Annotated in this window: 18 protein-coding genes and 6 pseudogenes; 11 read left to right on the forward strand and 13 right to left on the reverse strand. The window is 56.7% G+C overall.

The features are described 5' to 3' along the window. The first annotated feature begins 11 nt into the window (after positions 1-11). The 9 genes and pseudogenes from argF (at position 12) to ML_RS07160 (ending at position 8,289) form a co-directional block, all read left to right on the forward strand. Positions 12-932, forward strand: a complete 921-nt coding sequence (gene argF / locus ML_RS07115) for an ornithine carbamoyltransferase (protein ID WP_041322775.1) — start codon at positions 12-14, stop codon at positions 930-932. A 2-nt stretch (positions 933-934) separates the two neighbouring features. Further along, positions 935-1,438 (forward strand): arginine repressor, encoded by a 504-nt coding sequence (locus tag ML_RS07120; protein WP_010908325.1) that lies wholly within the window; start codon positions 935-937, stop codon positions 1,436-1,438. 12 nt (positions 1,439-1,450) lie between these two features. Continuing rightward, positions 1,451-2,647, forward strand: coding sequence for an argininosuccinate synthase (locus tag ML_RS07125; protein WP_041322778.1), 1,197 nt, complete (start codon positions 1,451-1,453; stop codon positions 2,645-2,647). A 71-nt stretch (positions 2,648-2,718) separates the two neighbouring features. Then, the gene (gene argH / locus ML_RS07130) at positions 2,719-4,131 is read left to right on the forward strand and encodes an argininosuccinate lyase (protein WP_010908327.1); all 1,413 of its coding nucleotides are present in this window, start codon (positions 2,719-2,721) and stop codon (positions 4,129-4,131) included. Between the two features lie 147 nt (positions 4,132-4,278). Continuing rightward, a complete protein-coding gene (locus ML_RS07135) occupies positions 4,279-4,617 on the forward strand; it encodes a PE family protein (RefSeq protein ID WP_049769758.1) in 339 nt (112 codons plus the stop codon). Positions 4,618-4,924: 307 nt separating this feature from the next. Beyond that, positions 4,925-5,635 (forward strand): annotated as a pseudogene (locus ML_RS07140) (beta-ketoacyl-[acyl-carrier-protein] synthase family protein). A gap of 314 nt (positions 5,636-5,949) precedes the next feature. Then, positions 5,950-6,171, forward strand: coding sequence for a beta-ketoacyl synthase N-terminal-like domain-containing protein (locus ML_RS18970; protein ID WP_162618254.1), 222 nt, complete (start codon positions 5,950-5,952; stop codon positions 6,169-6,171). 189 nt (positions 6,172-6,360) lie between these two features. After that, positions 6,361-7,025, forward strand: a pseudogene (locus tag ML_RS19870) (beta-ketoacyl synthase N-terminal-like domain-containing protein); the annotation flags it as partial. A 457-nt stretch (positions 7,026-7,482) separates the two neighbouring features. Next, positions 7,483-8,289: a CDP-diacylglycerol diphosphatase gene (locus ML_RS07160; RefSeq protein WP_010908328.1), complete on the forward strand. Its 807-nt coding sequence runs from the start codon at positions 7,483-7,485 to the stop codon at positions 8,287-8,289. A gap of 241 nt (positions 8,290-8,530) precedes the next feature. On the opposite strand, the gene ML_RS07165 is transcribed toward ML_RS07160, so the two are convergent. Both ML_RS07165 and ML_RS07170 read right to left on the reverse strand, forming a co-directional pair. Beyond that, positions 8,531-9,079 (reverse strand): thioredoxin family protein, encoded by a 549-nt coding sequence (locus ML_RS07165; RefSeq protein ID WP_010908329.1) that lies wholly within the window; start codon positions 9,077-9,079, stop codon positions 8,531-8,533. A 3,109-nt stretch (positions 9,080-12,188) separates the two neighbouring features. Further along, a complete protein-coding gene (locus ML_RS07170; RefSeq protein ID WP_269147092.1) occupies positions 12,189-13,856 on the reverse strand; it encodes a diguanylate cyclase in 1,668 nt (555 codons plus the stop codon). A gap of 369 nt (positions 13,857-14,225) precedes the next feature. On the opposite strand from ML_RS07170, the gene ML_RS15875 reads away from it, so the two are divergent. Then, entirely contained in the window at positions 14,226-14,579 is a 354-nt protein-coding gene (locus ML_RS15875) for a hypothetical protein (RefSeq protein WP_010908331.1), read from the forward strand. Here the strand turns inward: ML_RS15875 and ML_RS18985 are convergent. The 9 genes and pseudogenes from ML_RS18985 to ML_RS07225 all read right to left on the reverse strand — a co-directional run. Next, a pseudogene (locus ML_RS18985) lies at positions 14,578-14,622 on the reverse strand (hypothetical protein); the annotation flags it as partial. The gene ML_RS15875 and the pseudogene ML_RS18985 overlap by 2 nt on opposite strands. Before the next feature lie 425 nt (positions 14,623-15,047). Continuing rightward, a complete protein-coding gene (locus ML_RS18990; RefSeq protein ID WP_081439340.1) occupies positions 15,048-15,503 on the reverse strand; it encodes a hypothetical protein in 456 nt (151 codons plus the stop codon). A 1,936-nt stretch (positions 15,504-17,439) separates the two neighbouring features. After that, positions 17,440-18,245 (reverse strand): annotated as a pseudogene (locus ML_RS07195) (DUF3097 family protein). Positions 18,246-18,341: 96 nt separating this feature from the next. Next, entirely contained in the window at positions 18,342-19,316 is a 975-nt protein-coding gene (locus ML_RS07200; protein WP_041323856.1) for a patatin-like phospholipase family protein, read from the reverse strand. A gap of 84 nt (positions 19,317-19,400) precedes the next feature. Then, on the reverse strand, positions 19,401-20,471 hold the full coding sequence (locus tag ML_RS07205; protein WP_010908333.1) for an ABC transporter ATP-binding protein: 1,071 nt from the start codon (positions 20,469-20,471) through the stop codon (positions 19,401-19,403). A gap of 2 nt (positions 20,472-20,473) precedes the next feature. Continuing rightward, positions 20,474-21,325 carry a carbohydrate ABC transporter permease gene (locus tag ML_RS07210; RefSeq protein ID WP_010908334.1) on the reverse strand — a complete coding sequence of 284 codons (852 nt, stop codon included), beginning with the start codon at positions 21,323-21,325 and terminating at the stop codon, positions 20,474-20,476. Beyond that, complete coding sequence (locus tag ML_RS07215; RefSeq protein WP_414085559.1) at positions 21,312-22,175, reverse strand: carbohydrate ABC transporter permease; 864 nt, start codon at positions 22,173-22,175, stop codon at positions 21,312-21,314. The genes ML_RS07210 and ML_RS07215 overlap by 14 nt, the downstream gene beginning before the upstream one ends. 92 nt (positions 22,176-22,267) lie before the next feature. Further along, positions 22,268-23,605: an ABC transporter substrate-binding protein gene (locus tag ML_RS07220; protein ID WP_010908336.1), complete on the reverse strand. Its 1,338-nt coding sequence runs from the start codon at positions 23,603-23,605 to the stop codon at positions 22,268-22,270. Then, positions 23,595-24,519: pseudogene (locus ML_RS07225) on the reverse strand (sigma-70 family RNA polymerase sigma factor family protein). Before ML_RS07225 ends, ML_RS07220 begins: the two are co-directional and overlap by 11 nt. Before the next feature lie 239 nt (positions 24,520-24,758). Between ML_RS07225 and ML_RS07230 the strand changes: the two are divergent. After that, complete coding sequence (locus tag ML_RS07230) at positions 24,759-25,085, forward strand: DoxX family protein (protein WP_010908337.1); 327 nt, start codon at positions 24,759-24,761, stop codon at positions 25,083-25,085. 74 nt (positions 25,086-25,159) lie between these two features. Here ML_RS07230 and ML_RS18995 read toward each other — a convergent pair. Further along, positions 25,160-25,901 (reverse strand): annotated as a pseudogene (locus ML_RS18995) (nuclear transport factor 2 family protein). Further along, complete coding sequence (locus tag ML_RS19000) at positions 25,901-26,131, reverse strand: cysteine hydrolase family protein (protein WP_049769762.1); 231 nt, start codon at positions 26,129-26,131, stop codon at positions 25,901-25,903. Before ML_RS19000 ends, ML_RS18995 begins: the two are co-directional and overlap by 1 nt. Positions 26,132-26,390: the final 259 nt, after the last annotated feature.

Here is a 26,390-nt window from a genome sequence, read left to right on the forward strand (position 1 = left end):
GAGCGGCGCAGTTGACTAGGCATTTTTTGCGTGATGACGATCTGTCGCCGACTGAACAGGCCGACATTCTGGCGCTCGCTGCAGATCTGAAGAAGGCCCCGTTCAGCCGCCGTCCTCTTGCGGGCCCGCGTGGGGTTGCGGTCATCTTCGACAAGAACTCCACGCGAACCCGGTTCTCATTCGATATAGGCATTGCGCAGCTCGGTGGGCATGCCGTTGTTGTTGACGGGCTCAGCACTCAACTGGGTCGCGACGAGACCTTGCAAGACACGGCAAGGGTGTTGTCTGGCTACGTCGATGCCATCGTCTGGCGGACCTTCGGGCAACACCGGCTAGATGCCATGGCCGCTACCGCGACGGTGCCGGTGGTCAATGCGCTGTCCGACGAATTCCATCCGTGCCAAGTGCTGGCCGATCTGCAGACGATCGCCGAGCGCAAGGGATCATTGAACGGCTTGCGACTGTCCTACTTCGGCGATGGTGCCAACAACATGGCTCATTCGCTTATGCTCGGTGCAGTCACCGCAGGTGTCCACGTCACCGTCGCTACCCCAGTAGGTTTTACGCCGGATCCGTCGGTGCTGGCCGCGGCTAAGAAGCGTGCGGAGGCGACTGGCGCGTCGGTGACCGTGACTGTCGACGCGGACACAGCCGCCGCGGGCGCCGATGTCCTGGTCACCGACACCTGGACGTCGATGGGACAGGAGAACGACGGGCTGGACCGGGTCAAGCCGTTTTGGCCGTTCCAGGTCAACGCCCGACTCGTGGGGCTGGCCGACTCGGAAGCTATCGTGCTGCACTGCCTTCCAGCTCATCGTGGTGACGAGATCACCAACGAGGTAATGGACGGACCGACCAGCGCGATCTGGGATGAGGCCGAAAACCGGCTGCACGCGCAGAAGGCACTGTTGGTGTGGCTACTGGAACGGTAACGATGACCCACGGCGCTTCGAAGACCACACCCGAGACCACTCGGGCGGGTCGACAGGCCCGTATCGTGGCGATCCTGTCATCGACGTCGGTGCGCAGTCAAAGCGAATTGGCGACGCTGCTCGCCGATGACGGTATCGATGTCACCCAGGCCACGCTCTCACGAGACCTCGAAGAGCTCGGAGCGGTGAAACTGCGCGGTGCAGATGGTGGCGTTGGGGTCTACGTTGTTCCCGAGGATGGCAGCCCGGTGCGCGGCGTATCTGGCGGTACCGCGCGACTGTCCCGGCTGCTAAGCGAGCTGCTGGTATCCGCCGACTCCAGTGCGAACCTCGCTGTGCTACGCACTCCACCTGGCGCCGCTGACTACTTAGCCAGCGCGATCGACCGTGCAGCGCTACCGTACGTGGTCGGCACCATCGCTGGTGACGACACCGTCTTCGTGGCCGCCCGCGAGCCGATGACTGGCTCCGAGTTGGCCACTGTTCTCGAAAGCCTGAATAGATAAGGAGATTGGTTGATGCCGGAACGTATTATCCTGGCGTATTCGGGGGGGCTGGATACCTCGGTGGCGATCAACTGGATCGGCAAGGAAACTAGCCATGAGGTCGTGGCAGTGGTGATTGATCTCGGCCAGGGCGGCGAGGACATGGAGGTCGTACGTCAACGGGCGTTGGACTGCGGAGCTGTTGAGGCTATCGTTGTCGATGCCCGTGACGAGTTCGCTGAAGGCTATTGCTTGCCCACCGTTTTGAACAACGCGCTGTATATGGATCGGTACCCGTTGGTGTCCGCGATCAGCAGGCCGCTGATCGTCAAGCACCTGGTCGCGGCCGCACGTGCGCACGGCGGCAGCATCGTCGCGCACGGTTGTACCGGCAAGGGTAACGACCAGGTCCGATTCGAAGTCGGATTCGCTTCGCTGGCACCGGATCTCGAAATATTGGCGCCGGTGCGCGACTACGCATGGACACGAGAGAAGGCGATCGCTTTCGCCGAAGAGAACGCCATCCCCATCAATGTCACCAAACGTTCGCCGTTCTCGATTGACCAGAATGTTTGGGGCCGCGCAGTGGAAACCGGTTTCCTGGAACACTTGTGGCACGCACCTACTAAAGAGGTTTATTCCTACACTGACGACCCCACCATCAATTGGAACACGCCCGATGAGGTGATCGTCGGTTTTGAGCACGGAGTTCCGGTGTCGATTGACGGTAGTCCGGTGTCCATGCTGGGCGCCATCGAGGCACTCAACCGACGCGCTGGCGCGCAAGGCGTCGGGCGTCTCGACGTTGTCGAAGACCGGCTGGTAGGCATCAAGAGCCGCGAGATTTACGAGGCACCCGGAGCAATGGTGCTCATCACCGCGCACGCCGAACTCGAGCACGTCACGCTGGAGCGTGAGTTGGGACGCTTCAAGCGTCAGACCGATCGACGCTGGGCCGAATTGGTGTATGACGGATTGTGGTATTCGCCGCTGAAGACCGCACTGGAGAGTTTTGTCGCCGCTACGCAACAACACGTTACCGGTGAAGTTCGAATGGTGTTACATGGAGGCCATATTGCGGTGAATGGGCGGCGCAGCGCCGAATCCCTATACGATTTCAATTTGGCCACCTACGACGAAGGGGATACCTTCGATCAATCCGCTGCTCGCGGCTTCGTCTACGTGTACGGGTTACCGTCGAAGCTCGCGGCACGTAGGGACTTACGGTGAGGTAAGAGTGTGATATTGAGCGCCCCGACAAGGCGTCGTCAGATCCACACTTGGGGTGAAATGACAGGCCAATGAGCACCAATCAGGGTTCGCTGTGGGGCGGGCGGTTCGCAGCCGGCCCTTCAGAGGCTCTGGTCGCGCTGAGCAAGTCGACCCACTTCGACTGGGTGCTGGCTCCTTACGACATAACCGCGTCCCGGGCGCACACGAAAATGTTATTCCGAGCCGGACTGCTCAATGAAGAGCAACGCGACGGGTTGTTAGCGGGATTGGACAACCTCGCCGAGGACGTTGCCGACGGCAGTTTCCTACCACTGGTCACCGATGAGGACGTGCACGCTGCGTTGGAACGCGGACTGATCGATCGGGTCGGCCCTGACCTAGGCGGCCGGCTGCGAGCCGGCCGGTCACGCAACGATCAGGTGGCCACGCTGTTCCGGATGTGGCTACGCGACGCAGTGCGGCGAGTCGCTGCCGGCGCACTCGAGGTCGTCGATGCGCTGGCCAACCAAGCGGCCGAGCACTCGAGCACCATCATGCCTGGTAAGACCCACCTGCAGTCTGCCCAGCCGATCCTGCTGGCACACCATTTGTTGGCACACGCTCATCCGTTGCTGCGTGATGTGGGCCGGATTGTCGACTTCGACAAACGGGCCGCAGTGTCTCCGTATGGTTCGGGAGCATTGGCTGGCTCGTCGTTAGGCCTGGACCCGGACGCGATGGCCCAGGACCTGGGGTTCCCGGCTGCAGCCGACAATTCCGTCGACGCGACCGCCGCTCGCGATTTTGCAGCCGAGGCAGCGTTCGTCTTCGCCATGATCGCCGTCGACCTGTCGCGGCTCGCCGAAGACATCATTTTGTGGAGTTCGACCGAATTCGGCTATGCCAGGCTACATGATTCGTGGTCTACCGGAAGCTCGATAATGCCTCAGAAAAAGAATCCGGACATCGCCGAACTGGCTCGCGGAAAGTCCGGGCGACTGATCGGAAACTTGGCTGGGTTGCTGGCGACACTGAAAGCTCAACCGCTCGCCTACAACCGCGACCTGCAAGAAGACAAGGAGCCAGTGTTCGATTCGGTGGCCCAGCTGGAGCTGCTGCTTCCGGCGATGGCTGGTCTGGTAGCCAGCTTAACGTTCAACGTCGAGCGGATGGCTGCCCTAGCTCCTGCTGGCTATACACTGGCCACCGACATCGCTGAATGGCTTGTGCGCCAAGGTGTTCCCTTTCGATCCGCACATGAGGCCGCGGGTACCGCGGTGCGGGTGGCTGAGGGTCGCGGCGTCGGACTTGAGGAACTGACCGACGACGAACTGGCTGCCATCAGCGCCAACTTGACGCCGCAGGTCCGCGAGGTGCTAACAGTCGAGGGCTCGGTGTCGTCGCGAGCGGCTCGTGGTGGTACCGCGCCTAGTCAAGCAGCCAAGCAACTGACTGTGGTCCGCGCGAACGCAAACCAGTTGCGCCAACTCTTGATGCGCTAGAGCTGCACCCTCGTGCCAGTACAATATTGACCAGCGCATGTTAAAATAAACCGGCAGACGTGCTACTGCGATCGCAAATATAATCCGGCTCATTGGAGTGGTTAGACAGTGATGATCGGCAAAATTTTCTTGTGAGTTGTCGGGAGGATGGCGACGTCGCTTGTGATCGTGGCACCGTACATGCTGGCAGTGGCAACTGAAGATTTGGCGAGTATCGAATCGGTGATCAACGCCGCGAACACGGCAACGGTTACTGCCACAACGGGGATGTTGGCGCCTGCCACTGACGAGGTGTCGGCGATAACGGCGTCGCTGTTTGCCGAGTACACGTTGATGCATCAAGCTGTGAGTGTGCAGGCAGCGACGTGCCGTGATCAGTTCGTGCGCGCATTGGCCACTAGTGGAGGGGCGCGGTATGCGGCCGCAAAAGCCGCCAATGCCTTGCCGTTCCAGGAAGTGCTCAATTTAGTTAACGTGCCAACCTAGCAAGTTGTTAAGATTCACACTCATCGGTCGATGACGGGAAACGACGGTACGGGTGGCTTCGGCGGCGTTTCCGGGCAGGTATTTGGAAAACCCAGCGCGCAGGGGGGCGTCCAGCCAGGGTTGAGTGACACCCAGGCCGATTTTCGCCGGTTGAAAGTGTGTGTTTTGGCGTCGTGAGATTACTATTGCGCGTGAGCAGCTGATCTGCCACTTGTTGCCGGGGAGTTCTAGGCGGATTGAGCCTTTCAGCTCTAAGCGATTGGGCTAAACCGTCTTTCTGGGTTTTTGTGATCGAAGAGGTGGGACCATGAGCGTCATCTCAGGTTTCTTCGGTGCGTTGTCCCATACCGCTATTCGCAGCGAGAGCCCACACACTTCTTTCTCAGAAGACTGGATTTCGTGGGTTACGAGGATCGAGGATATAGTTCGGCAGCGACACGCCAGCACGAAGGTGAATAGTCGTCACCTGCCCGTGCCGCTAAAGAGATATCCGAAGTTGACCGATTTCGCCGATTTCGGCGCGGCAAACCGGATTGTCATCGAGCATGCGATGGATCTTGCTTGACAAACGCTACTTGTTGGCGCGCTTGATTAGGTGGGCCTGCAACCACAGAACACCGACGTGATCGTGACGGCAACGGTTACCGATCTCACACTCCCGTTTTTGGATGCACGGGGCGCTGGATGCCTTCACGGTCCTAATCGCGGTCGAGCTGTGTTCATTCACCTACCCGGGATACAAGTCATCTCTGGCAGGTGTAGTCGGCAGTGTGTTCTTTGTTAACGGAGGTAGTCGCAGTCGGAGAGCGTCGCGCCGAACAGATTCGGCGCGGCGGGTCGGGCATGGAACGAACCTGGTGTTCGTTTTGTGAGGGGTCGGTACCCTACTCATCGGTGTCGGTCCTGCATGTACTGCGGGACACCATCGCAAACCACCGCCCAGCGATAGCCCGGAGTTAATTATGGCTGACGGACCCCGGATTTCTGTTACGAATTCGTGTTTCTGCGCTGGCACTGATGCGGCTGTGGATTCTGTTTCATTCCGTAGCGCATTGGCTAAGGAAGTTACGGTCATGATACGACCAAAGTTTGGTGGCGAGTGGCGGAACTGGGGTATTCAACCTCCGTCTTGAGTTCAATTAGCTCAGCCGTTCGTTTGAGCGGTACGAAAGGCCAGTTCCGATGAACAGCACTCAAGAAGAGTTCGTAGAACCCCTCAGATCACTCAAGGAAAACGAGCTGCTCAAACGAGCGAAACCCTCGAGTATCTAGCTGCCCAGAACGCTGAGCCGGTGGCAATAGGAAGATGGGTTACGCCGGTATCCGGATGTGGTGGACTCACCCGACGGATTGTGGGAAGTAGTCGCTGCGAGTCGCGACGTCATGTCCGACTTCCCGGACGATCGCAGCTGGGCTTTTGGTGTAACTAATCGACGCAAATCCCGACGCTATAGGCAGTCATATACTCGCTGCGGCCAATTTTTGGCAAATGTTGCTGATTTCGACAACACGTTTTTCGGCATTGCGCCGAGCGAGACGCTGGATCTTCAGTAGTGTTTGATGCTGGAGGGATCGTGGGAAGCCGTTGAAGCACGGAAATTGACTTTACCGCCTTTCAGGGTTTAGCGGACGGGTGTGTTCACTGGTGTGTTTCCCTGGTTCCTACGGAGAGTAGGATTAAGGCGACCGGGGGATTTGGAGTGCTACCCCGACTGCACAGTTCAAAGTTGAGTATGGCGTCCGGGGCGGGTGGCGTATGTGTTAGGTTTGGAGGGTCCGGCGGTGTCCGTGGATACGGCATATTCATCGTCGTTGGTGGGCTGTTACATTTGACGATTCAGTTGTTGCGGTCGGGGGAGTGTGATTCGGCACTAGCCGGTGAATGCCCCCGCGGCATTCATCATTGATCCATCGCGTCGCTGGCGTGACTGCACGGTTGGAAAGACACCGGGGTGGTGGAGCGGTTGGCTGATGCGCATCGATTGGGGTATCCGGTGGTGCGAGAGGCTCGGGGGTTAATCAGATAATGGCACCTCCAACGGATTTGGTGTTACCGAATGTTTCGTCGCAGCAGCGAGTATTCGGGTGGCGTTGGCTAGTGCGGGGTTGAATGCGGTAGACGTGGATGTGGTGGAAGGGCATAGGAGATAGGCTACTACGTTGGAGTATCCACTTGAGGCGCAGGTTCTTTTAGCGCTTTCTGGGCAGGATCGGCCGTTGTGGTTTTGGGGTCGATCAAATCGAATATCGGTCACCCGTCGATGGCGGCAGCGGTGGCCGTGTTTATTAAGACGATGCAGGCGATACGGCATATGGATATGGTTACACAGCATGTGTGGTATCGACTGTTGAGGCCGGTGTCGGTGCTGACTGAATTTCGATCGTGGCCGGTTGAAGGTCGGCCGCGGTAGGCTGAGGTGTCGTCGTTTGGTACTAGCGGCACGAATACGCATGTGATTTTGGAACCGAACTTCCGTCACATGCAACGCAGTGAGCAAGCGTTGACAACCGCCCGTTGCATGCGTGCTTTATGCGTGGTTGAGATGCCACACAGAACGGTGACATCTCAACACACGATGTACAGATGTACAGTGTCCCCAAGGATTAAGACGGCGACATGGGGAATACGGCCCTTCTCTCGGTCCGCGAGCCACCCCACGTATTCATTCGGTGGTGTATAGGCGATGGGTAACGTCGCTCTACAAGATGACGAAGCTAAACTAGTAACTTTACCTAGGCGGCTTGGCCGCGTTACCTCGAACGGAGCGACACAACGTAATGACACGAGCGACCCGCACTGCGTTCGGCGCCTGTTGGTCACCGATAAAAGCTGCCAGCACCAAGCTAGCGAGCAGCAGTTGGCTATTGCGTCGAAGTATCATCTTAGTGTCTGTGTCTGTGGCCATAGCGATGCTGACCGGCGCGTCAATTGCTGAGGCCGAGCCGATGCCGCCGAATAACCCGTCTGCAGCCACTCGCGATGCACTGTGGAAAATTGTGCACGACCGTTGCGAACTCGGCTATCAACATACCGGTGCTTACGCTCCTTGCACACTGGTCGATGAACAGGCCGGAACGGCTTTGTTTAAAGCAAATTATGATCCGAACCAGTACCTCTTACTCCCGCTTGCTCGTGTCACGGGCATTGAGGATCCTGCCTTGCAGGAGCTCGCGAGCCCCAACTACCTTTACAACGCTTGGGCCGCTCGAGGCTTCGTCAGTTCGCGCCTAAATAACTCACTTCCAGAGCCTGACATCTTCCTTGCAATCAATCCGAAGAACGCACGTACACAGGATCAGCTGCATATCCACATATCATGTGTGTCACCGACGACAGCGGAGATCCTTAAGCAGGTTAATTGGGCTGAATACGTTGGCTGGAAGCCACTCCCCGTCACTTTACAAGATCACACTTACCAAGCACTAGCGGTTAACAGAAGTACGTTCGAGTCCAAGAGTCTGTTCCGGGACATCCAGACGAAGGTAACTGCTGACGGCAATACAATGGATCACGCTTCGGTTGCGGTTGCAAACATTGCACCGGACCAGTTCTTGCTGCTCGTGGCCGAGGGAACTGAAGACCAGGCTATCGCAGCCGAAGAGCTCCAGGACCACAACTGTTCCATCGCCAAGCGGCTAACAGGACAGTTAGACATGGAGACCCGGAGGTAGAGTACACGCAGTCCTCTTCACATAGCAAAAGACCATGACCTGGGGAAGAAAATCCTTCCCGCTGTTGATAAGCCAGGCCGCGAACACCACCAGAACACCACCACCTGAATCTGGTCGGCCGCGTAACATGTGCCGGGATCAGATAAGTCTTAGCCATTCGGCCGACCATGCCAAGGCATGAGGAGGTATACAGAGCGAGCGGAGCATATTGCCACACAAGCCTAATCGCGGCCAGCTTGGCTCAACGCCACTTGATGCCACACCCGATCGACGGCCGCTGGTCGGAGTCTACTGGCCGTCTTGCGAGCACTGCGTCGACTGCCGCTCGGACGTCAGCCGCCGTCACTGGGAGATTATTGTTGGGGCGGGAGTCGTCGAGCTGGCCCCGGTAGACAAGTCGACGCTCGCCATCGAAGACGAACGTATCGGGCGTACAGGACGCGGCGAAGGCGCGGGCCACAGCCTGGGTCTCGTCGTAGAGATACGGAAAGGTCCAGCCGTGGCGACGGGCCTCGGCGACCATCTGATCGGGTCCGTCCTGTGGGTAAGTGATCACGTCATTGCTGGAGATACCGACTATCGCGACGCCTTGATCGGCGAGGTCCCGCCCGAGGATGGCAAGCCCAGCAGCGACGTGCTGAACATATGGACAGTGATTACAGATAAACGTAACGACAAGCGCCCGACCCGTGAGCTCGTCGAGGCTGATCATGGCGCCAGAGGCTGGCTCGAACAGCATGAACGACGGAGCTGGAGTGCCGAGGGCAGGCATGGTGGACTCGATGGCCATACTTGGCAGGGTAGCCCCACAATCCAGGTTAGCTCCACAAGCTGGACTTCCTAGATTCGTCGAGCGCGGCTATGAAATCCTAAACTGCGCACGCCGGAGTCCATGCTAACCAAATTGGTATCCAACTCTTCACAAATTTTTCCTAGCTCCATCTGTCATTGTCCTTTGTGTTTACGTGCTTTAAACACTTCATACCGACGACATCGTCACCGCAAAGAAAAAAAGGAAGTGCAAATGCCTTCACTTCGCTGGTTGTACTGACTATCCTGGTTGTGGCCGGCGCTACCCTCGTGACGAGCTACTGCGATTGTGGTTGCTGACAGCACTGATGAACCCATTCGTCGGGCAGATGCACAACCTCGACTTCTCTTGGCCTTCGGCCGACGACCCCACAAGCATCGTGATGGGGCACCAAAATCTGCGCCAATCGCATGGCTGACAAAATGTCAGACTCGATTGCCTACGACGTACACAGTATCTTGGGCTTGAAGGCATCAAGTTCGCGGATGTGACACCCATGGTCGGTGCCGCATAATCAAACACTGCCTAGGTTGAGTTGATACTAGAACTGCCGGTCTCCAAGGCGACAGGCTTAAGCGGAACTCTACCAACGCTGATAAATTGTAGTGGCGAGTCCCCCCGGTACTAAGGAACGCGGTCTCAATCACCGGGAACACGCCACAGAATAAGTAAACCAGATTTTTACGCGTCCCACATACGACAAGGAAGTGTCATTGGGCATCACGGGTCCGTCGAAGTCTGACCTGGCTTGCAACCAGAACACCTTGTGACGTGACTCAAGCTGATAAAATCCGCCGTACGCAATGTAGAGATTAGCGAGGGGAGGAGGTGAGGTTCCGGCTTTGCTCGTCGGTTGGCCCTACTGGAAATTATCTCGTTGGTGTGCTAGATACCGCCTTGATCGGAGTGTTTTAGGTCGGTCTAGTCGTTGTCCACAAAGGAAATGAAGTCACGACGGATCTGCAAGATTGTTGACTTGTACTTTGTGTGCATGTTCTGTTGTGGGGGTGGAGTAAAGGGTGGTGGGTCAGTGTATTGGCGGGTCGGTGCGTCAGGTCGCAAAGGTCGGTATCGATGCCGTGGTGATGCGGGTATGAGAGTCGTTTCGAGGTCTTGGTCTCACGCTGGGGTTGTACAGCGATTCTGTGGTAGGGCGTTGTCTTGTGGTTGATCATGGCCGCAGTGATCACATCAGTGCTGTGGTCCTTGGATAGGTGTAGCAGCTGCACGAATCCGCTACTTGTGTTCGGCCAGGGCGCCGATTTGGGGGTCTAATTTTTGCCGATGATTACATCATCCGCCCAATGCTATGAGGTTAGAGCACCACACGGTCGTGTAGTTTTCGCGGGACGTGCACTGGTGGTGGCCATACCTAGAGAATAATGGTGGTGCCCGGTTTTAGCGTGCTGTGCCCTCAGCGTGCGGAACATCCACCCAGTGCGCACATGTTGGTTGAGCTTGGACTCGATGTTGAAGTGTTTTATAGGACACCTGCATCTTTCGGGCCGGTCGGGATAGGTTTTGGGCCAACACCCCCACAATTTGTTCGGGACTGTACTTCTTGGCCAGCACACATGTCTATCTCCGTACGCAGCTGCCCACAACGCTCACCTTGCCGGCCTTTAAAGCCACTGGCCCACTGCTCACTGCATAGCTAAGCAATACAAGCTCAGTAACCCGATTGAGCGTCTTAGCCAGCATAGTTGGTGTCGAATCAGTGCAACCCCCAAAGCAACCCGCAAACACGCGGGCCCCACCCTTGCTGGTGATCTCACGCACGATCCCCACCCCCACCCAACCCAAACGAACGGTTAACGATCGATCACATCAACTCACCCTACCCCTACCCGGTTTTGATCATGCTCTGTACACCCAGCGGCACGCCGTAGCTTGTCATGATCATCTAAACCTGGAACGGACAAGACAAAGGCTGACCTGATTCACCTGATGAAAGCGAAGCCTTTACTTGACATAATGTTGCTTATCGGCAAACGGCCAATGTGGATGGCATTAGACAAAAGGGGTGGCACCCCCAGTGCCTATTGACCGATCTGAGGGTGTCACAAACCCCGATGCCGGCTACTCACTCCCGAACAGACTGCTCACATCAGTTTATGTATGCGGTAAGGCTGCCGTGCAGTTCAATCACTTAATGAATTATTCGGGTGTTCGGTGCATCCTTGAGGATGTCGCTGTCGACAGGCCTTATAGCCGTTGACCGAACATTCCACCTTCCCCTAAAATTATATTTTTTGTGGTACTCTCAGAGTGGATAAGTCACTGTGACGAATCTGCTTGTAAGGCCGGGTCCAGGGAACTACTGATTCAACACGTCAAGTTGACAGTGGAACAGGCGGTTTCTGGCAAAAAACGAGTTGGGAACTAGCCGGCTGGATGTCCATACATTCGGCGCCACAATGACGTTTCGCTACTTTTGCACTGACGAGACCGTACTCAATGTGATGGTTTATGCTTCCAACGCGGGAAATTTCTCCAGTATTGGGTCCGCAGATGAATGATCGCCTGGGTGCGATCTATGGCGAGGGTGGTCGTCTGCGGTGGTACTGGAGGGCGGCTTGGTGGCGGTTGTGACGTCGGCTCCTGCGGGCATGTATGAAGTCGACGATGGCTTCTGATCGAGGCGCCGACACGTTGAAAGATTTGCTTGGGACCGCCGAGGAGTCGTTAACGGGGCGGCCTGTGGGAACGTTGGTGGCCACCAGGCGGTCTCCTCGCTCGAATCGTCGCTACCCAATACGGAGGAACTCGCACCTCTCAAGCACGCATCGCTACCGCTTACTCGTTACTCGGCCAAATTAAATTACACCAGCTGAGAATTCTCGCCCCCCTTGGCAAGGAAACCACTTCGGCAGCTACGCACGGGATCCGACGCCACACCTCCTTGCGTTTAATGAATAATTCGCGTGTTAGGTGAAAGCCCGTACCGTCCACCCTGGTGAGCTGCACGGACTACAGTCGACCGCCCTTCACTCCCCTCTTTCTGGCTGGCGAGGGCTGCGTATCGCCAATAGGTCACGATGGCAAATTGTGCTATCAGGCGTTGTTAAATAATCTCTACCGACTTCGTTCAGCTAGGTTGTTGGTTGAACGTGTCAGTGTAGTAGCTGGTCCCTTCGCCGGAAAGTTTTGCCCGATACATTGCGGTGTCGGCGTCGCGCAGGATCTGACCTATGTTGCGGGGGTCGTCGCCTTTGATCGCAACGACACCGATACTCGCACGAAGGTGGAGTACAGCATCGGCGACGTAGGTCGGCTCAGATAGTGCCGCGTGCATCCTGTCTACGACTTTGCTCAATTCAGTATGGGTGATCTTTCCCAGGATCAGAGCGACGAACTCGTCACCTCCGAACCTACCCACCACATCGCGTGATCGCAATCCCGCCCGCAATCGTTGCGCTGCAGTCTGCAGCACTACGTCGCCAACGTCGTGCCCCAGCGAATCGTTGATGCCCTTGAAATTGTCCAGGTCGATGAACAGCACCGCTGTCAGCAGCTGGTCGGGGGCGCCGCAGTAACGTTGTTCATCGATACGGGCGAGGATGGACGTGCGGTTAGGCAAGCCGGTCAGCGTGTCGTGCGCCGCTTGATGGGCCAGGTATTGGCTAGCCTGGCGCTCGGCCGTGACGTCGGTGAAGGAAATCAGCAACGTCGCGTCTTCGGGATCGACGGGATTGAGCGATCGGCTGTTGACTGACAACCAAACCCGTGTCCCGTCGCTAGGACGATCGATACCGACGATGAAGCCAGTTTTTGGGGTACCGGTCCGCAAAAACTCGCGCACAGCCCCCCGACCGTGGTCAAGCAGCCGGCCTTGGGCATCGTACATCGGAAGCGTTGCTGCCCGCCGGACGGGGTCATCGAGGGCACTTCGGTCACTGACGCCAAGAATGCGCAGGGCGGCAGGGTTCACTGATTCGACGTAGCCGTCGCCGTCCAGGACGATGACTCCTTCCTCCAATAATGCGACGACAGTTTGGAAGCGGCGCTCGACTCGGAGCAGCGCGGTGTAATCGCTGCACACCAGCACGAAACCGTTTTCCATCACGGCCGCAGACACCCGCACGGCCAGAGCCATGCCATCCGAGGCGTACTGGGTAGTACTTAGCACCCCACCCTCGGTGATTATGGCGCCCGGATCCAGCGGCGCGCCTACAGCTTCACCGATCGGCATGCCTAGGACGTCTGATGCGGAACGACGGTAGATGGCCTCCGCGGCCGGGTTCCAGCTGGTGACCATGCCGGTCGACGTGGTGGCGATGATGGCGTCACTGACGTGGTTGACCAAAGCCGCTTGGAAGCGCAGCGTTTCTTCCGCGGCTTTCTGAGTGGTCAGGTCGCGAAAGATGACCTGGTAAGCGGGTTTTCCTTCCCATACGGTGAGCACCGATACCGCTTCGACCTCAAGCGTAGTGCCGTCGAGGCGTAGCAGCACCGCCTCCGATGGCTGAGATGCGTCGCCAACCTCGCGCAGGGGCGCGATGCGGGACATCATTGCCGGCATAGAGTCGGGGTGGACAAACTCGATCAGCGGGTGCCCGATGATCTGCTCGGGCGACTGTGCGGCCATCCACTTGACACCAACGGGATTGAGATAGGTCACTCGGCCGCTTTCATGCACGCAGGTCATGTTGGGGCTGTGGTCGACAAGCCGTTGGTACCGTTGGGCGACAAGATCATGATGGCGGTGTTCTTTGTCGGCAGTCGACTCAGCTGAGCACTCGCCACTGTGGACCATGACGCTACGCACCGTCTCCAACACTTGATTACTCTAAAAATAATTTTAAGGTATTGTTTCCTTTGACTAAGCTAAGGTAGGGCATCACAGCAGAGCAATAACCAGCCCTTGTAGACAGTTTTGTATCAGACCTGACACTGGTGTTGCTGTTCTTCTCTTCCTTAGGTGTCCTTATTGCGTGACCCGAGAGAAATGAAGAGCAAAAAGAGGGACATTGTAGCCAAGGTAGGGTGTCATTGAGCTTTCCACGAGATGGCACAAAGTAACGCGCAGGGAAACAGGACATGCGTGAGCAGGCTGTGGCGATGACCGGGATCGGAGCAATACCTGGGTACGGCTGGGGCACCAGAGTATCTGTGGGAGGTTTTGTTGAGCGGGAAGCCACCTGCCACCCTGCTATGGCTGGCTCAGGTTAGCGATGTGATGTACAGTGATCCTGACGACGAAGCCAGCCTTGCGGCGCGCGAAGCAATCACCTACCTATGCGTTGGAGCCCGGATGGACTCCGGCCAACAGGTGGGCGTGGTCCATGAGGTTGTCGTGTCTGAGCTCGAGGAATGGGGGAACGTCCACTGCCAGGACGGTGGACGGCGTCGAGTCCGCGACTATCTCGTTCTGATGCCGTCCAGACCGGTGTCGCTGCTGATGCAGGAATACCGAGGTCTCACCTCACATACACCGTGTTGTCGGTACCGTCTATATCGAAATAAAGCCGCACAGTGAGGAAATGCTGATGATATGATGCACGGGTTCGCTGATCTACCAACGTCCCGTACTAGTGTTCCTCACCGTCGTGCAGATGTGTGGTCACCATCATACCTGTTTCAGGAAATTCACATTCGATGTTATCTGTCCTGACAGAAGCGTCAGTAGATCAGGTATTCGTAGTTGGTGACGGTGGCGTGAAAGGATGCTGTGTGCCGGCGCATCCAGAGGATGCACGCGCCGGTATCGAGGTAGACGTGCTTCCACAATGCCGCGTTAATTTTTCACGGATGCAAATGGTGTGTTTTGATTGTTTAGGACTCACCCTTGCTGTCTTGCAAGACCCCACTCGCCGATGTCAAACGCTGTACGACGGTAGTGATCATCCCAGTGATCGCGGTACAGTACCCCCATATCGGTGAATGATATGCGGTGGGCGATCGGAACGTATTCGGCCGTGATCGTTGTACATGACAGCATGCAGCATCATCCCCTCGCGATAGTTGAAACTGACTCGCAACAAACAGTTTTGCCATTGCGACTGATTTTTGATGATGATGATGAGCAACGGATCGTTGGGCTGCGTGATCTGCAGTGGCATCCTAGTAATCGATTCGAGCAGGAGTTTGTGATTGTCCCGAGAAAGATTATTCGGCCACTACCTCCGATGAGCTTTTGTGGTTCACCTTCCTCAAGTTCGAGCAGTTCCATCGTGTTTAAATCGATCACGCAGTGCAATTCCGTGAGATGGTGATAGGGATTGGCGTCGCCCGACGACTTGACCCAGATGTTCGCCCAGGCGAGCCGACGGCCACGGTAAACTTCGGGGATCGTGATGTCTCTATAAGTTGACACATCCATGAGCACGCTGTCCATGTCGGTGACACCGTATCTGTGCGATGCCGCGACCACGGCAGGATGGGTGCGCAACAGCTCACCCATCCTATGGCCACTCGTTAACCGCCGTGTTCGCCTGCACCCCGGCTATATAGTCAACGACGCGACTGGGTCATCGGACAACGAAAACAGTACTTTGAACCAGGACTTTGCATGTGCAGTTCGCATCGCTGTTGTAGCAAACGATGACCGCGAATCGATCCGATACCGGGCCGGTGTCGTCGAAAGTCGTGACCTGTACAATTTGTTTGGCTCCTCGAGTTCTATCAAGGCAAAGACCACTTGGCCGTCTACTCCCTGGTTGAGCCGCAGAATCGTGACCGCCTACCGGAACTCATGCTCGCGAGGGGGTAACGTGGGTGAAAACATTCGGGTAAGGGTGCCGGTCATACCTCATCCTGGCAAGACCTATCAATTCCTGGTAACTAGGCATGTCTATGAGCTGCTAATAGCCTATCCCTCACGCCAACGATCCGTGTCGGAAAACACTTCGACAAAGTCGAACTGCGCCCCCTTGCCATCTAAAACCCGTTGTTATAAGGGCTTGCACCACCGCGATTCTGCGTTGCTGACACCGACGCAGATGTCATATTTATCATTTGCTTAATCCATCTGAGACGATGCGTCGGGGGCTATACCGCTTGTCCGGATTGCTTCAGCACCGGCAACTGCGGCACGCACTGGCAGAGTATCTACTGAGCAATCAGGCAATGGACACGCAACACTGCCACCACACCCACAAGACACGCCACAGAACGTGACCGTGCTTTACATTTGGGCGCAAGCCGGATGACGGCTCACGAGGCGGAATCAGGTTGACGACAGGCAGCGAGGTCAGTCCGTAGACGTTGACAGACGGAATGCCTCGTCGGCGACGTTGATATCGCGCAGTGCCCGGGGAGCCAATCCACGTTCCGGCATCAGTAGGCCGGGCCCGTTGGCTACCAGAATCTCGCTCGATCGACGCAGTTAGGCACCCGGCACTTGCGATTGCCGCACCACGACGAGCTATGTGGATTCTGACTTTTCGACGAGCTATCACGCCGGCTGATCGCATACGAACAGTCGGTTCATCGTCAAATCCGGATACCGCTCTTGCCAACCGGCCAACCATTCTGTGAGATGGCGCTCTGCCGCTGACACCACCCCGGGCCAGTCCAAGCCCAGAAGTTCAAATACTGTTATGTCGCTTCACGCGTGCAAGGCGATCAGATCGATTCCCATACGCGACACTTCGTCGAACGCGAGCCGTGGCAAGGTCAGAAGCCGGTGAACTGTCGATTCCCAACAGGACAGGAGCATGCTGTAGATTCGGCATCAATAGACCTTCATTACGGATGACGGCGACCGAGCAATTGGCGTGCCGAACCAAGTAAATCCCAGACTAATGTACCCCGGTCAATGCCGCCGAAAACCATCATTTGTGCCTTACTGGACATTTCGGCCAGCGCTTCGGCACTGGAGCCGAAAATACGACCTCACTTTTGACGATGGCCCTTCGTTTCGCCGACATGGCGTCTTCGGCGATTTTTTGGCTACGTGTACCACGACCTTGCGGTCCTCCTCTTCCAGCCAAATCCCGAAAGAGTCCGGGTCCGGGACTGGCGGTTAAGTTGCGGCGGCGACAATAACCACGTTGACCACAGTCAGTGAATTGTTTCTCTCCCTCAATAATAAGCAAGGGCAGAAGCCAACACACTCATCGTCGTGAGGCTTTAGTCCTCAACCACGCAGACAGAGGACCTTCGCTGGACCCGGTTGGGATCATCGGGGTTATCGGCATGACCTTATCGCGAGACATATCTATCTATCATATATATGATAGATAGATATGTTGCATGTTTGCCAACAACACGATCCCCGTCCCGCATCATGCACCAATACCCTTTGCTGCCCAACACTTTCTGCGGGAGATCACCAGCGACAGGTACTTGAGGACGAGAGGAACCTCTTAGCCGACCGTCAGGCCGGCTGTGTCATGTCACGAAGTCGATAGCTCGTCAGTCCGGCTGATCAGCGCCGGCGCCAGATCGTTCCAATCACGCACCAACAACTCAGCCGCCAAGCACTGGCGATTTTTTTGCCTGGTCATGGTGCAAGCAAGTACAGGACCTGACATGCGCCGTGCTGCCACTCAAAATATACCGTGGCACGTTGGACCAAGCCGTCAGGACCAGTCGCTGCGACTTCACGACCTGCCAGATATCGACAAACATACGGGGACCGACGACGAAGGTGTTAGGACCGCCTGGTCCCCGGCGCACCGCATCGGCGATCCGCGCCCCCTTCGACTCTGGGCCACTAGGTGGTCCACGAGAACGCCGGCCAGTGTGCCGGCCCAGTCCGGCGCACTGGCACAATATTCATATTCACAAGCCCGTCTCATGCCACCGAGGTGCTCAACAACGACATCTTCACTTCGCAGATCGCCCCCCGACACACACACCTGCGCAATGAGTTCGGTGTCGTGACGGCCCGCAACATAGATTCGACTGGCACGGGCATCCAACACCGTGACCGAACCATAGCCTGTCCGGCCCGCGGTAACCGGCGTAGCGCGGTCGGGAATCACCGGACAACCCTCAAGCAGAAAACCCCAGTTAGCGAAAAGCCACAGGTGTGCCCGGTGCCGTTCTTCGAGGTCGATACGACCCTATTCGACTCGGACTACAGCGCCAACAGAGCCAAGCACGACATCCCCCAAGCCCGCACTCAGCTCCACTATGTGCTCAATCGAGCGGAGTCGGCATCGACCTCGACAAGGACGTCTGTTCCATGACGAATCAGCCACCCGGCACAATACCTAGGAAACCTTGTGCGCCATCATCTTCGCAATGCGCCGTTGCGTAGCCCAGAACTGCTTACTACTCCGCGGGGGATTTTTTACAAGCCAGCCGACCGCGTAACCGGGCGGCCACAAGCCGTCAGATATTCAGTGTAATTCCACGTCTTCAAAAACTGTTGACCCGCCTGTAATCCGCTTTGATAGAGCGCTTGCCGCTGCTCGACGGTGATGTTGAAGTCGATCGGACTCACCTCGTCTGCAGGCACAAAGATAGTACGTAACATGGTACATGAATCGTCGATGTATGCATTGTCCTGGTTACTCACCAAGGTCTCAATAGCAGCGATTCCCAACGACACTGGCCCACGCACCGGATGGGTAGGCGGAATGCCAGGACGAGCCGACAGTCGAATCCCGAATGTCGGCCATCGCGCATCACCGTCAGACCGGTCGAATAACTCCACCGGAAAAGTTGACAACAATCCGCCGTCGACCCAGGTCGCGCCAGCCACCTGAACCGGTTCGAACACATACGGAATCGCCGACGAAGCGTGTACTGCGCGTGCCACTGAGAAGTCGTCCGGGTTGATGCCGTAGGCATCAAGGTCCCACGGGATGCGCACCAATCGACGTCGCGACAAATCACTGGCAGTCACGACCAGCGACCAGGCAAACTGTTCGGGCTCCTCACCGGTACGTAAGTCACCGAAGGTATACACGCCTAAGTCGCCGAGCAAACTGGTTAGCCACTCTTCGAGATAGGCCCCTTGGTAGACTCCATCCGACACTAGTAGCGACAGCCCGCCACCTATTAAAGGCACCCGCCCAATCAAACTACGGTCAAAGAATTTCCGATAGTCGATGGTGCGCATCACTTCAGCAAGCCGAGTCAGCGGCTCACCAGCGGTCTGCAAGGCGGCGATCAACGATGCAACAAGCGCGCCCGCGCTAGTCCCCGCCACACGAGGAAATCGGTAACCTGCCGTGGCCAGTGCGTCTACCGCTCCGACCAAGCCAATCCCGCGAATTCCGCCACCTTGACACACCAAGTCGGCATGCACAACACTCACAATTACTAAATATAGCACTATTATGTCAGTTTATCTGGTGCGCAGCACGCGGACTAAGTCCTACTCAGTCCTAACTGAACGAGGTGCTCAAGAAATTCGATGGCCATCAACGCCGAAGAAATGCACATTCCCGGGTTCTGTATACAGACGAACGCGGCTGCCCTTTGCCGGCGGGTTTCGGCCGTCGACGCGTGCAACGACAAGTTGGTCGGTTACTTTGCTGGCACCTGCGATTCGGCCATATAGATAAGCATCGGCCCCGAGCTCTTCGACCATGTCGATCTCCACTTCGACACCGAGGCTGCCCAGCTCGAAATGTTCGGGACGGACGCCGATGATGACCTCGCTTGCGGCGCTGGCGATTTCACGCGGTATGCGAATCGGCCAATCCCCCAGCAAAACAGAGGAATCGACGATCGAGAGGGTGACCAAGTTCATTCCGGGAGACCCTATGAATCCTGCGACAAAAACATTCTCGGGTTTGTGATAAAGTTCACGAGGCGTAGCGAACTGTTGTAACACCCCGTAGCACAGTACCGCGACACGGTCCCCCATGGTCATGGCTTCGACCTGGTCGTGGGTGACATAGACGGTGGTAGTGCCGAGTTGACACTGCAATTCCGCGATTTGATTACGAGTTTGCGCTCGCAGTTTGGCATCGAGATTGGACAGCGGCTCATCCATCAAGAACACCTGTGGACGGCGCACGATGGCCCGCCCCATCGCTACCCGCTGACGTTGACCTCCGGAAAGATCTTTTGGTTTGCGATCCAGATACGGTTGCAGATCAAGTAGTTTCGCAACGACGAGTATCCGATCGTGGATCTCGGCCTTAGAGATTTTAGAGATCTTTAACGCAAACCCTAGATTCTGCGCTACGGTCATGTGCGGGTAAAGGGCATAGTTTTGAAAGACCATCGCGACGTCACGATCCTTGGGATCGACGTGAGTGACATCGCGGTCGCCGATCCGAATACATCCGGAATCCAGCGTTTCTAATCCGGCCACCATCCGCAGCGAGGTGGTCTTGCCGCATCCAGATGGCCCTACCACAACCACAAATTCGCCATCATCGACGTCGAGGTCGAGGCGATCCAGGGCTGGTCGATCTGTGTCAGGGAACTGGCGTGTCGCTTGTTCGAAGGTCACCGAAGCCATGACTACCCGCCGATCCTGGTGACGGTGATACCGCGAACGAAGGCGCGCTGCGCGATCGTATAGATGATGACTAGTGGCAGTATGATTAGCATCGAGGTCGCCATTATCACCGGCCAGCAGGTTCCGTACTCCCCCCGCATCCGGACTAGGCCCAACGTCAGTGTGGCTAGGCTGTTGCGCTGGATCATCAGCAACGGCCACAAAAAGTCGTTCCATACGTTGACCCAGGTGAGGACCGCAAGTACCCCCACTGCGGGCTTGGCGTGAGGCAACAAGACCCGCCAATAGATCTGCCATGGCGAGCAGCCGTCCAGGATTGCGGCTTCCTCGAGATCGCTCGGCAGTGTCCGGAAGAACTGCCGCATGAGGTAGGTGCCGAACGCACTCCCGAACAAGCCTGGCACGATCATCGCCCACGGCGTGTCAGTCCATCCCAGGACTCGCATCAGGATGAACTGTGGTATAATTGTTACAGTTAGTGGCATCATCAACGTGCCCAGGTATAAAACGAACAACGCATCGCGCCCGCGAAATTGTAGTCGTGCAAACGCATATCCAGCCAGTGAGCAGAAGAAAACCTGGCCGACTGTGACGTATCCAGCATACAACACGGTATTGAAAAACATTCGCCAGAAGGGTATCAGATCAAACACCTCGGTGTAGTTAGACCATTGCGGATGGGCTGGCAAGAGCGTGGGTTCGCGTATCTCGCCTTCCTTCTTCAACGAGCCTGACAACGCCCAGACAATGGGGAACAGGGCGCACCACGCGATGCCGGTCAGCGCTATGTAAACGACCACCGCACGCAAGACACTGCGCTTAACTATATGGTTGAGTCGCTCAGCTAAGCCCACCAGAAACCTCCCACGAATGCCGTCGGTTCAGCAGCAACTGCAACACGATTAACACCAACAAGATTGCGAACGTCACCAACGCCAGCGCCGACGCATAACCGAATTCTAGGAACGAAAACGCGTGCTGGAACAACATGATGCCTAACACATAGGTCGCCAATTCTGGACCGCCGTTTGGGCCATTAAGCACGTACACCAGGTCAAATGTCTGAAACGCGTGAATGAACGAAATGACCACCACAAACGAGATTGCCCCGCGGATAAAAGGCACAGTGATGGATATGAATTGTCTTATCTCGCCTGCACCATCAATTTTGGCCGCCTCGTAAACTGTCTTGGGAACCTCCTGCATCGCTGCCAACAAGACGACGGTGGCAAACGGCACGCTCCGCCAAACGCTGACAATGCAAAGCGAGGCCATCGCCCATCCAGGGTTCACCAACCAGGGAATTGGGCCGATGCCAATCCAGCCGAGCATGATGTTGAGCAGCCCGTTATGGGTATTGAAGATGAACTGCCAAACGACCGCCATCACCACTGAGGAAATGGCCAGTGGCAAGAAGACAATCGTTCGAAAGATCCCGATTCCCTTGACTTTCTGGTTAAGCACACCGGCAACTACCAGACTGATCAGGACGGTCGGTATGACCGTCCCAACAGTGAAAACCACACTGTTGCACAGCGCGATGAGAAACAGCGGATCTGAAGTGAAGAGATTTTGGAAATTCGCCAGACCCACGAACACCGGCGGGGTGAACATGTCCCACTTCTGAAAGCTCATATACAGCGAGAATCCGAGCGGAAACAGCATAAAGACTGAGACCGAAGCCAGATTAGGTGCGATGAACATGCGACCGGCCCACGCGCGCCGGCGCGAAGGCGGCAAGCTGGCGTGGTTTTTAGCGATACTAGGCTCGGGTACCGCTGTGGTCTCGACCGATGTCATGGACTATTCAACACCTCGTCGACAGCGCGTGCGAGTCCGGCCAGCGATGTCGCCGGCCGGACTCCTCGCAGCACAGGTCCGAAGTTACGATCCATCAAGGCGTTGATCTTTTCCCACGCTGGTGTGATCGGCAGGCCCGCTGAATGGACTGGCCCCCCAGTGAGTACGGCGAGGTTAGCCACTCTATTATGAGCTTTGGCGAATCCCGTAGAATAGATCGCGGATTGCAGGACTGGGACAAAGAGACAGGATTCACCGATCAACGCTTGACCGGCGGGGCCGGTCGCGAATTTCACGAACTCCCATGCCTGTTCCTTGCGTGAACTGCTGGCAGCGATAGCCAGTCCAGTGGCACCGATATCGGAGCAGGCGCCGGATCTCGTGGCGGGCACTGTGCCCGCCGAAGGCCCGATAGGCAGTGACGTAACATCGAAATCCAGCCCCTCGGCTCGCATGAATGTTTGGTAGCGCCAATGCCCACCCAGCGCAATCGCTGCCTTGCCCAACGAGAACAAATCGGCCGTAGCCATCCATTGTTGCTCGGATGCGTCGGGAGCCACCTGGTATTTGTTGGTCAGATCGCAATAGAACTGCACCGCCTCGATAAACGCGTCGTCATCGAAATTGAGATGAGTCGGGTTCATCCGCGGGTTGGACCAAGGTACTCCGTTGTTGAGGGCGAACAATCCAGCCGTGTAGTACGAGAGCCAGGTGTTGACAAAGCCCCACTGCGTGACCCGTCCCGATGAATCCCGCTTAGTGAGAGCGCGGGCGGTGTCCAGGAATTCGGTGAAACTCCATGGCTGTTCCCAGGTGCAGGGCGGCGGCTGCACGCCAGCGTTTGTGAACAGCTGTTTGTTGTAAAACAAGTAGTTTCCAGACCATTGTTCGGGAAAGGCGTACTGGCCTCCGTTGAATGTGAAGGTCTCATACAGCGGCTCGATACTGTCGGACTTCAGCTCCGCAGCAAACGCCTTATCCTGTCCTAACAACGTGTTGAGATCCAGCAAAACTCCCCGGTCCGCCAGTTCGGCATAGGTCAAATCCCACGCCATCAACACATCCGGGCATTTACCGCCAGCGCAAAACGTCGATAACTGCTGCATAACACCCGGCCCGGACAACACCGCCCGCACTTTAATGTCGGGATGGTCGCGCTGAAATTCGCCGACGATGCGCATTCGGGCATTGGTCTCCTCCGGATTGGCGGCGAAAAAGAAGGTCAACGCATCGTCGTCGGAACTACAACCAACAGCCCCGGGTGCCAGTGCCGCCGCGGTGAGCGCACCGGCACCCCGCAACAGGCTTCGCCGCCCGAACAGTTTACCGTGCATAGCACTTCCGACCTCGGAGCCTTGCCGACCGACCCTGCGGCTGTGTCCGATCTCCTTGGCACCTTATCAGCACGTGGTGCACCCGAGACAACCTACGCGGCACTGTAAGAACAACCCGACGCACGCGATCAGGTTCGCTGTTTAATGTGGATCTCATGGATGCCATTGTGGTCACCGACGCCGATCTGAAACAATGCATACACGCGACCGCACGGCGTGCTCACGCTAACCCAGGATTCCATCGATGATCAAGACGGCAACGGATTGCGCACGTCGTGCGAATCGACGGGTCTCGTCGGCGACTTCCTTGGCTCCACGCATCTCGGTCAGCACCCCGACGGGAACCAGCACGCGATTGACTGTCCGCACCACCTCGGGTGCCCGCAGATCCAACAACGTGGCGATATCACCGTCGCAGGACGCTTCCAGAAACGCCTCCACGCTCTCGGGGCGCTTAGCCACACAGCGGAGTTGGGCGGGCCAGGGTCGCTATGCAGCCGCCCACGAACCCAGCCCCAGCTGGTGAGTTTCTTGACGGTTTCCGGTGATCGCTTCAACAGGTCGGCAATCGTCTCGAACGACACAGCAAACACGTTGTGAAGCACCAACGCAACACGTTGTGCGGATGGAAGCCAGTCCAAAATGGCCAATAACGCGCTGCTGACTGCGTTCTTCAGCAGCGCGTCTTCGTCGGCCAGCGCGGAGATGGTTTGCACTAGCTGGTCTAATTCGTTGGAGTCGACCAGCGGTCACTTTACTCGTCGCTTACGTACTGGAAGCTGGTCGAAAGACTCATGCACGGTAACCACCGTGAACCAGCCGGTGAAGTTGTCCACGGTGCAGAAATCCGAGCTGCTGGCCTTCAGCCAGCACCATTTTAGAGCGTCATCAGCATTGGCTACCGAGCCAAGCAGCTAAAACGCGACTGGAAAGTGTCTTCGCTCTTTGTCAAACCGCTACGCCAAATACCATTAAGATCGACAAAATTTTCTGGCCCACTCATAGCGGTCACCTTCCCTACGCAAGAGCCGTCAAGTAGATGACCGCACACGTTTGAACTTTGTGTCACAAAAGGAGACCAGCATCATGACACTATCTATCATGTTCCGCATAGCACACTGCGGCCATGAGGCTCGTTGCACGGGTTGGACTTATGAACACCGCATACATCATGGTCACGGTAAGCACAGCGATGGCCACTGCGGGAATCGCTGTAACCAACTTCATACCCGCCAAATTCGTGCTGGCGCATTCGACCGAGGTTGGTGTGTCGTGGTCGTGGCTACCGACACTGGAAGCTGTGAAACTGGCCGAAGTTATCTGGTTGGTTATCGGTCTCTTAGGGCTGTCTGTCCCCGAAATTACGGCGGCGGCCGGCCTGGTGCTGTTCTCGGTCGGCGCAGTCGTAGCGCACCTCCGGATCCTCGTCCTTTACAATATCGGCTTTCCGGGCTGTTACTTGTTGCTGTCGACCGAATAATCTGGCGCTGATGGTTTTGCACTGGACAACGCCGCACCAGAGCGGGAAGGACCGAACCGGTTGATCTCGTTGCCTCACCAGACCACGTCGGCGAACATGAGACCGCGCTCATGAACGGCCAGCGAGATAGCAACGGTAGATCCGGCACTGTTCATTTTGGCCCCGTTGAGTCGTTCGACGAGTTCAACAACATCAAGAGGATCGTTGTCGACCAAAGTTATTGCAGCAGTAAATGACAACGCACGACAGGTGGCCGATGTTTCACGTTGTGCAACCGAGTGCAGGAAGGTTGCCACCAACTTCCTGTGGTGTGTTCCGGCCCTAAACCCTAAAAAGCACCGAATGAAAACGCGCAGTAGCATGCGATCCCTGACTGTCCAATAGCCCTCAGGGCAATTAGAGGGCGGATGATACCGCTCGCAACCTGGTTAAACAGGGGACTGTAGCATAATCACCGGCAATTCCCCGTAGGCCCGCAGCACGACAATCGCCCATTCGCCGCTAGCTTTTCGAAGGTTATAGGGCAAAAAGTGGAAATATACTATTATCACAGCTTACGACATCGCTATGTCGAGTTCGAGATAACGCACAATGACGCTACCCAATCATGATGGAATTTGATGTCGCGTGGCCCGATGAAGGTACCGTAAAAGCGGTCGATTTGTGCGTGCCCTACATGCGGCTGCCAGTTCACTGATCTTCGATTCGGCCGTCGCTGGTCAATAGTTCAACCCATCCGATACGTTCGTGGAACCGGTCGCCTGCGTCGACCGGTTCCACCGCGGCCAGTAGTTCGTCGCGGCTCGGTGCCGCCATCAGGAATTCAAGCCTAAGGTGACGCCGGTATTGCTCATCTCGTTGAGTGCCCTCATGGTCGACGACGCGTTGGACCCCACTAACAGGTCTAGCAATATCAGCGTCACAAAGCCCACCCGGGCCGGGCCTTGGTCGGTTCTGGACACGCAGAAGTCGGTGGCAACGCCGACCCCCATATCAACCTCGTTCACCTCGTGCAGCAACAACCAGTCAAGCAGCAATGTCTCCATCTAGTCGACACTCTCGAAACCGCTGTAAGCACCCTTACGGAAGATCACCTAAACCGGGCTCGTGTCGAGATCAAGATGAAACGTCGGCACCGGAGCTTCCCGCCACGCAGTCCGGCAGCCGGGACGATACGTGGTGTATATCCTGTGTGTCAGAGAAATGGTTCCCAAGGTTTATGTGGTGGCCACGAGGTATCTGATAGCTGGCCTGCTGGGCCGGGTAAGCGTTAATCGCGTGGGGTAGCGTATCCGCGCCGCCGGC

Source organism: Mycobacterium leprae TN, assembly GCF_000195855.1.
GTDB classification, from domain to species: domain Bacteria; phylum Actinomycetota; class Actinomycetes; order Mycobacteriales; family Mycobacteriaceae; genus Mycobacterium; species Mycobacterium leprae.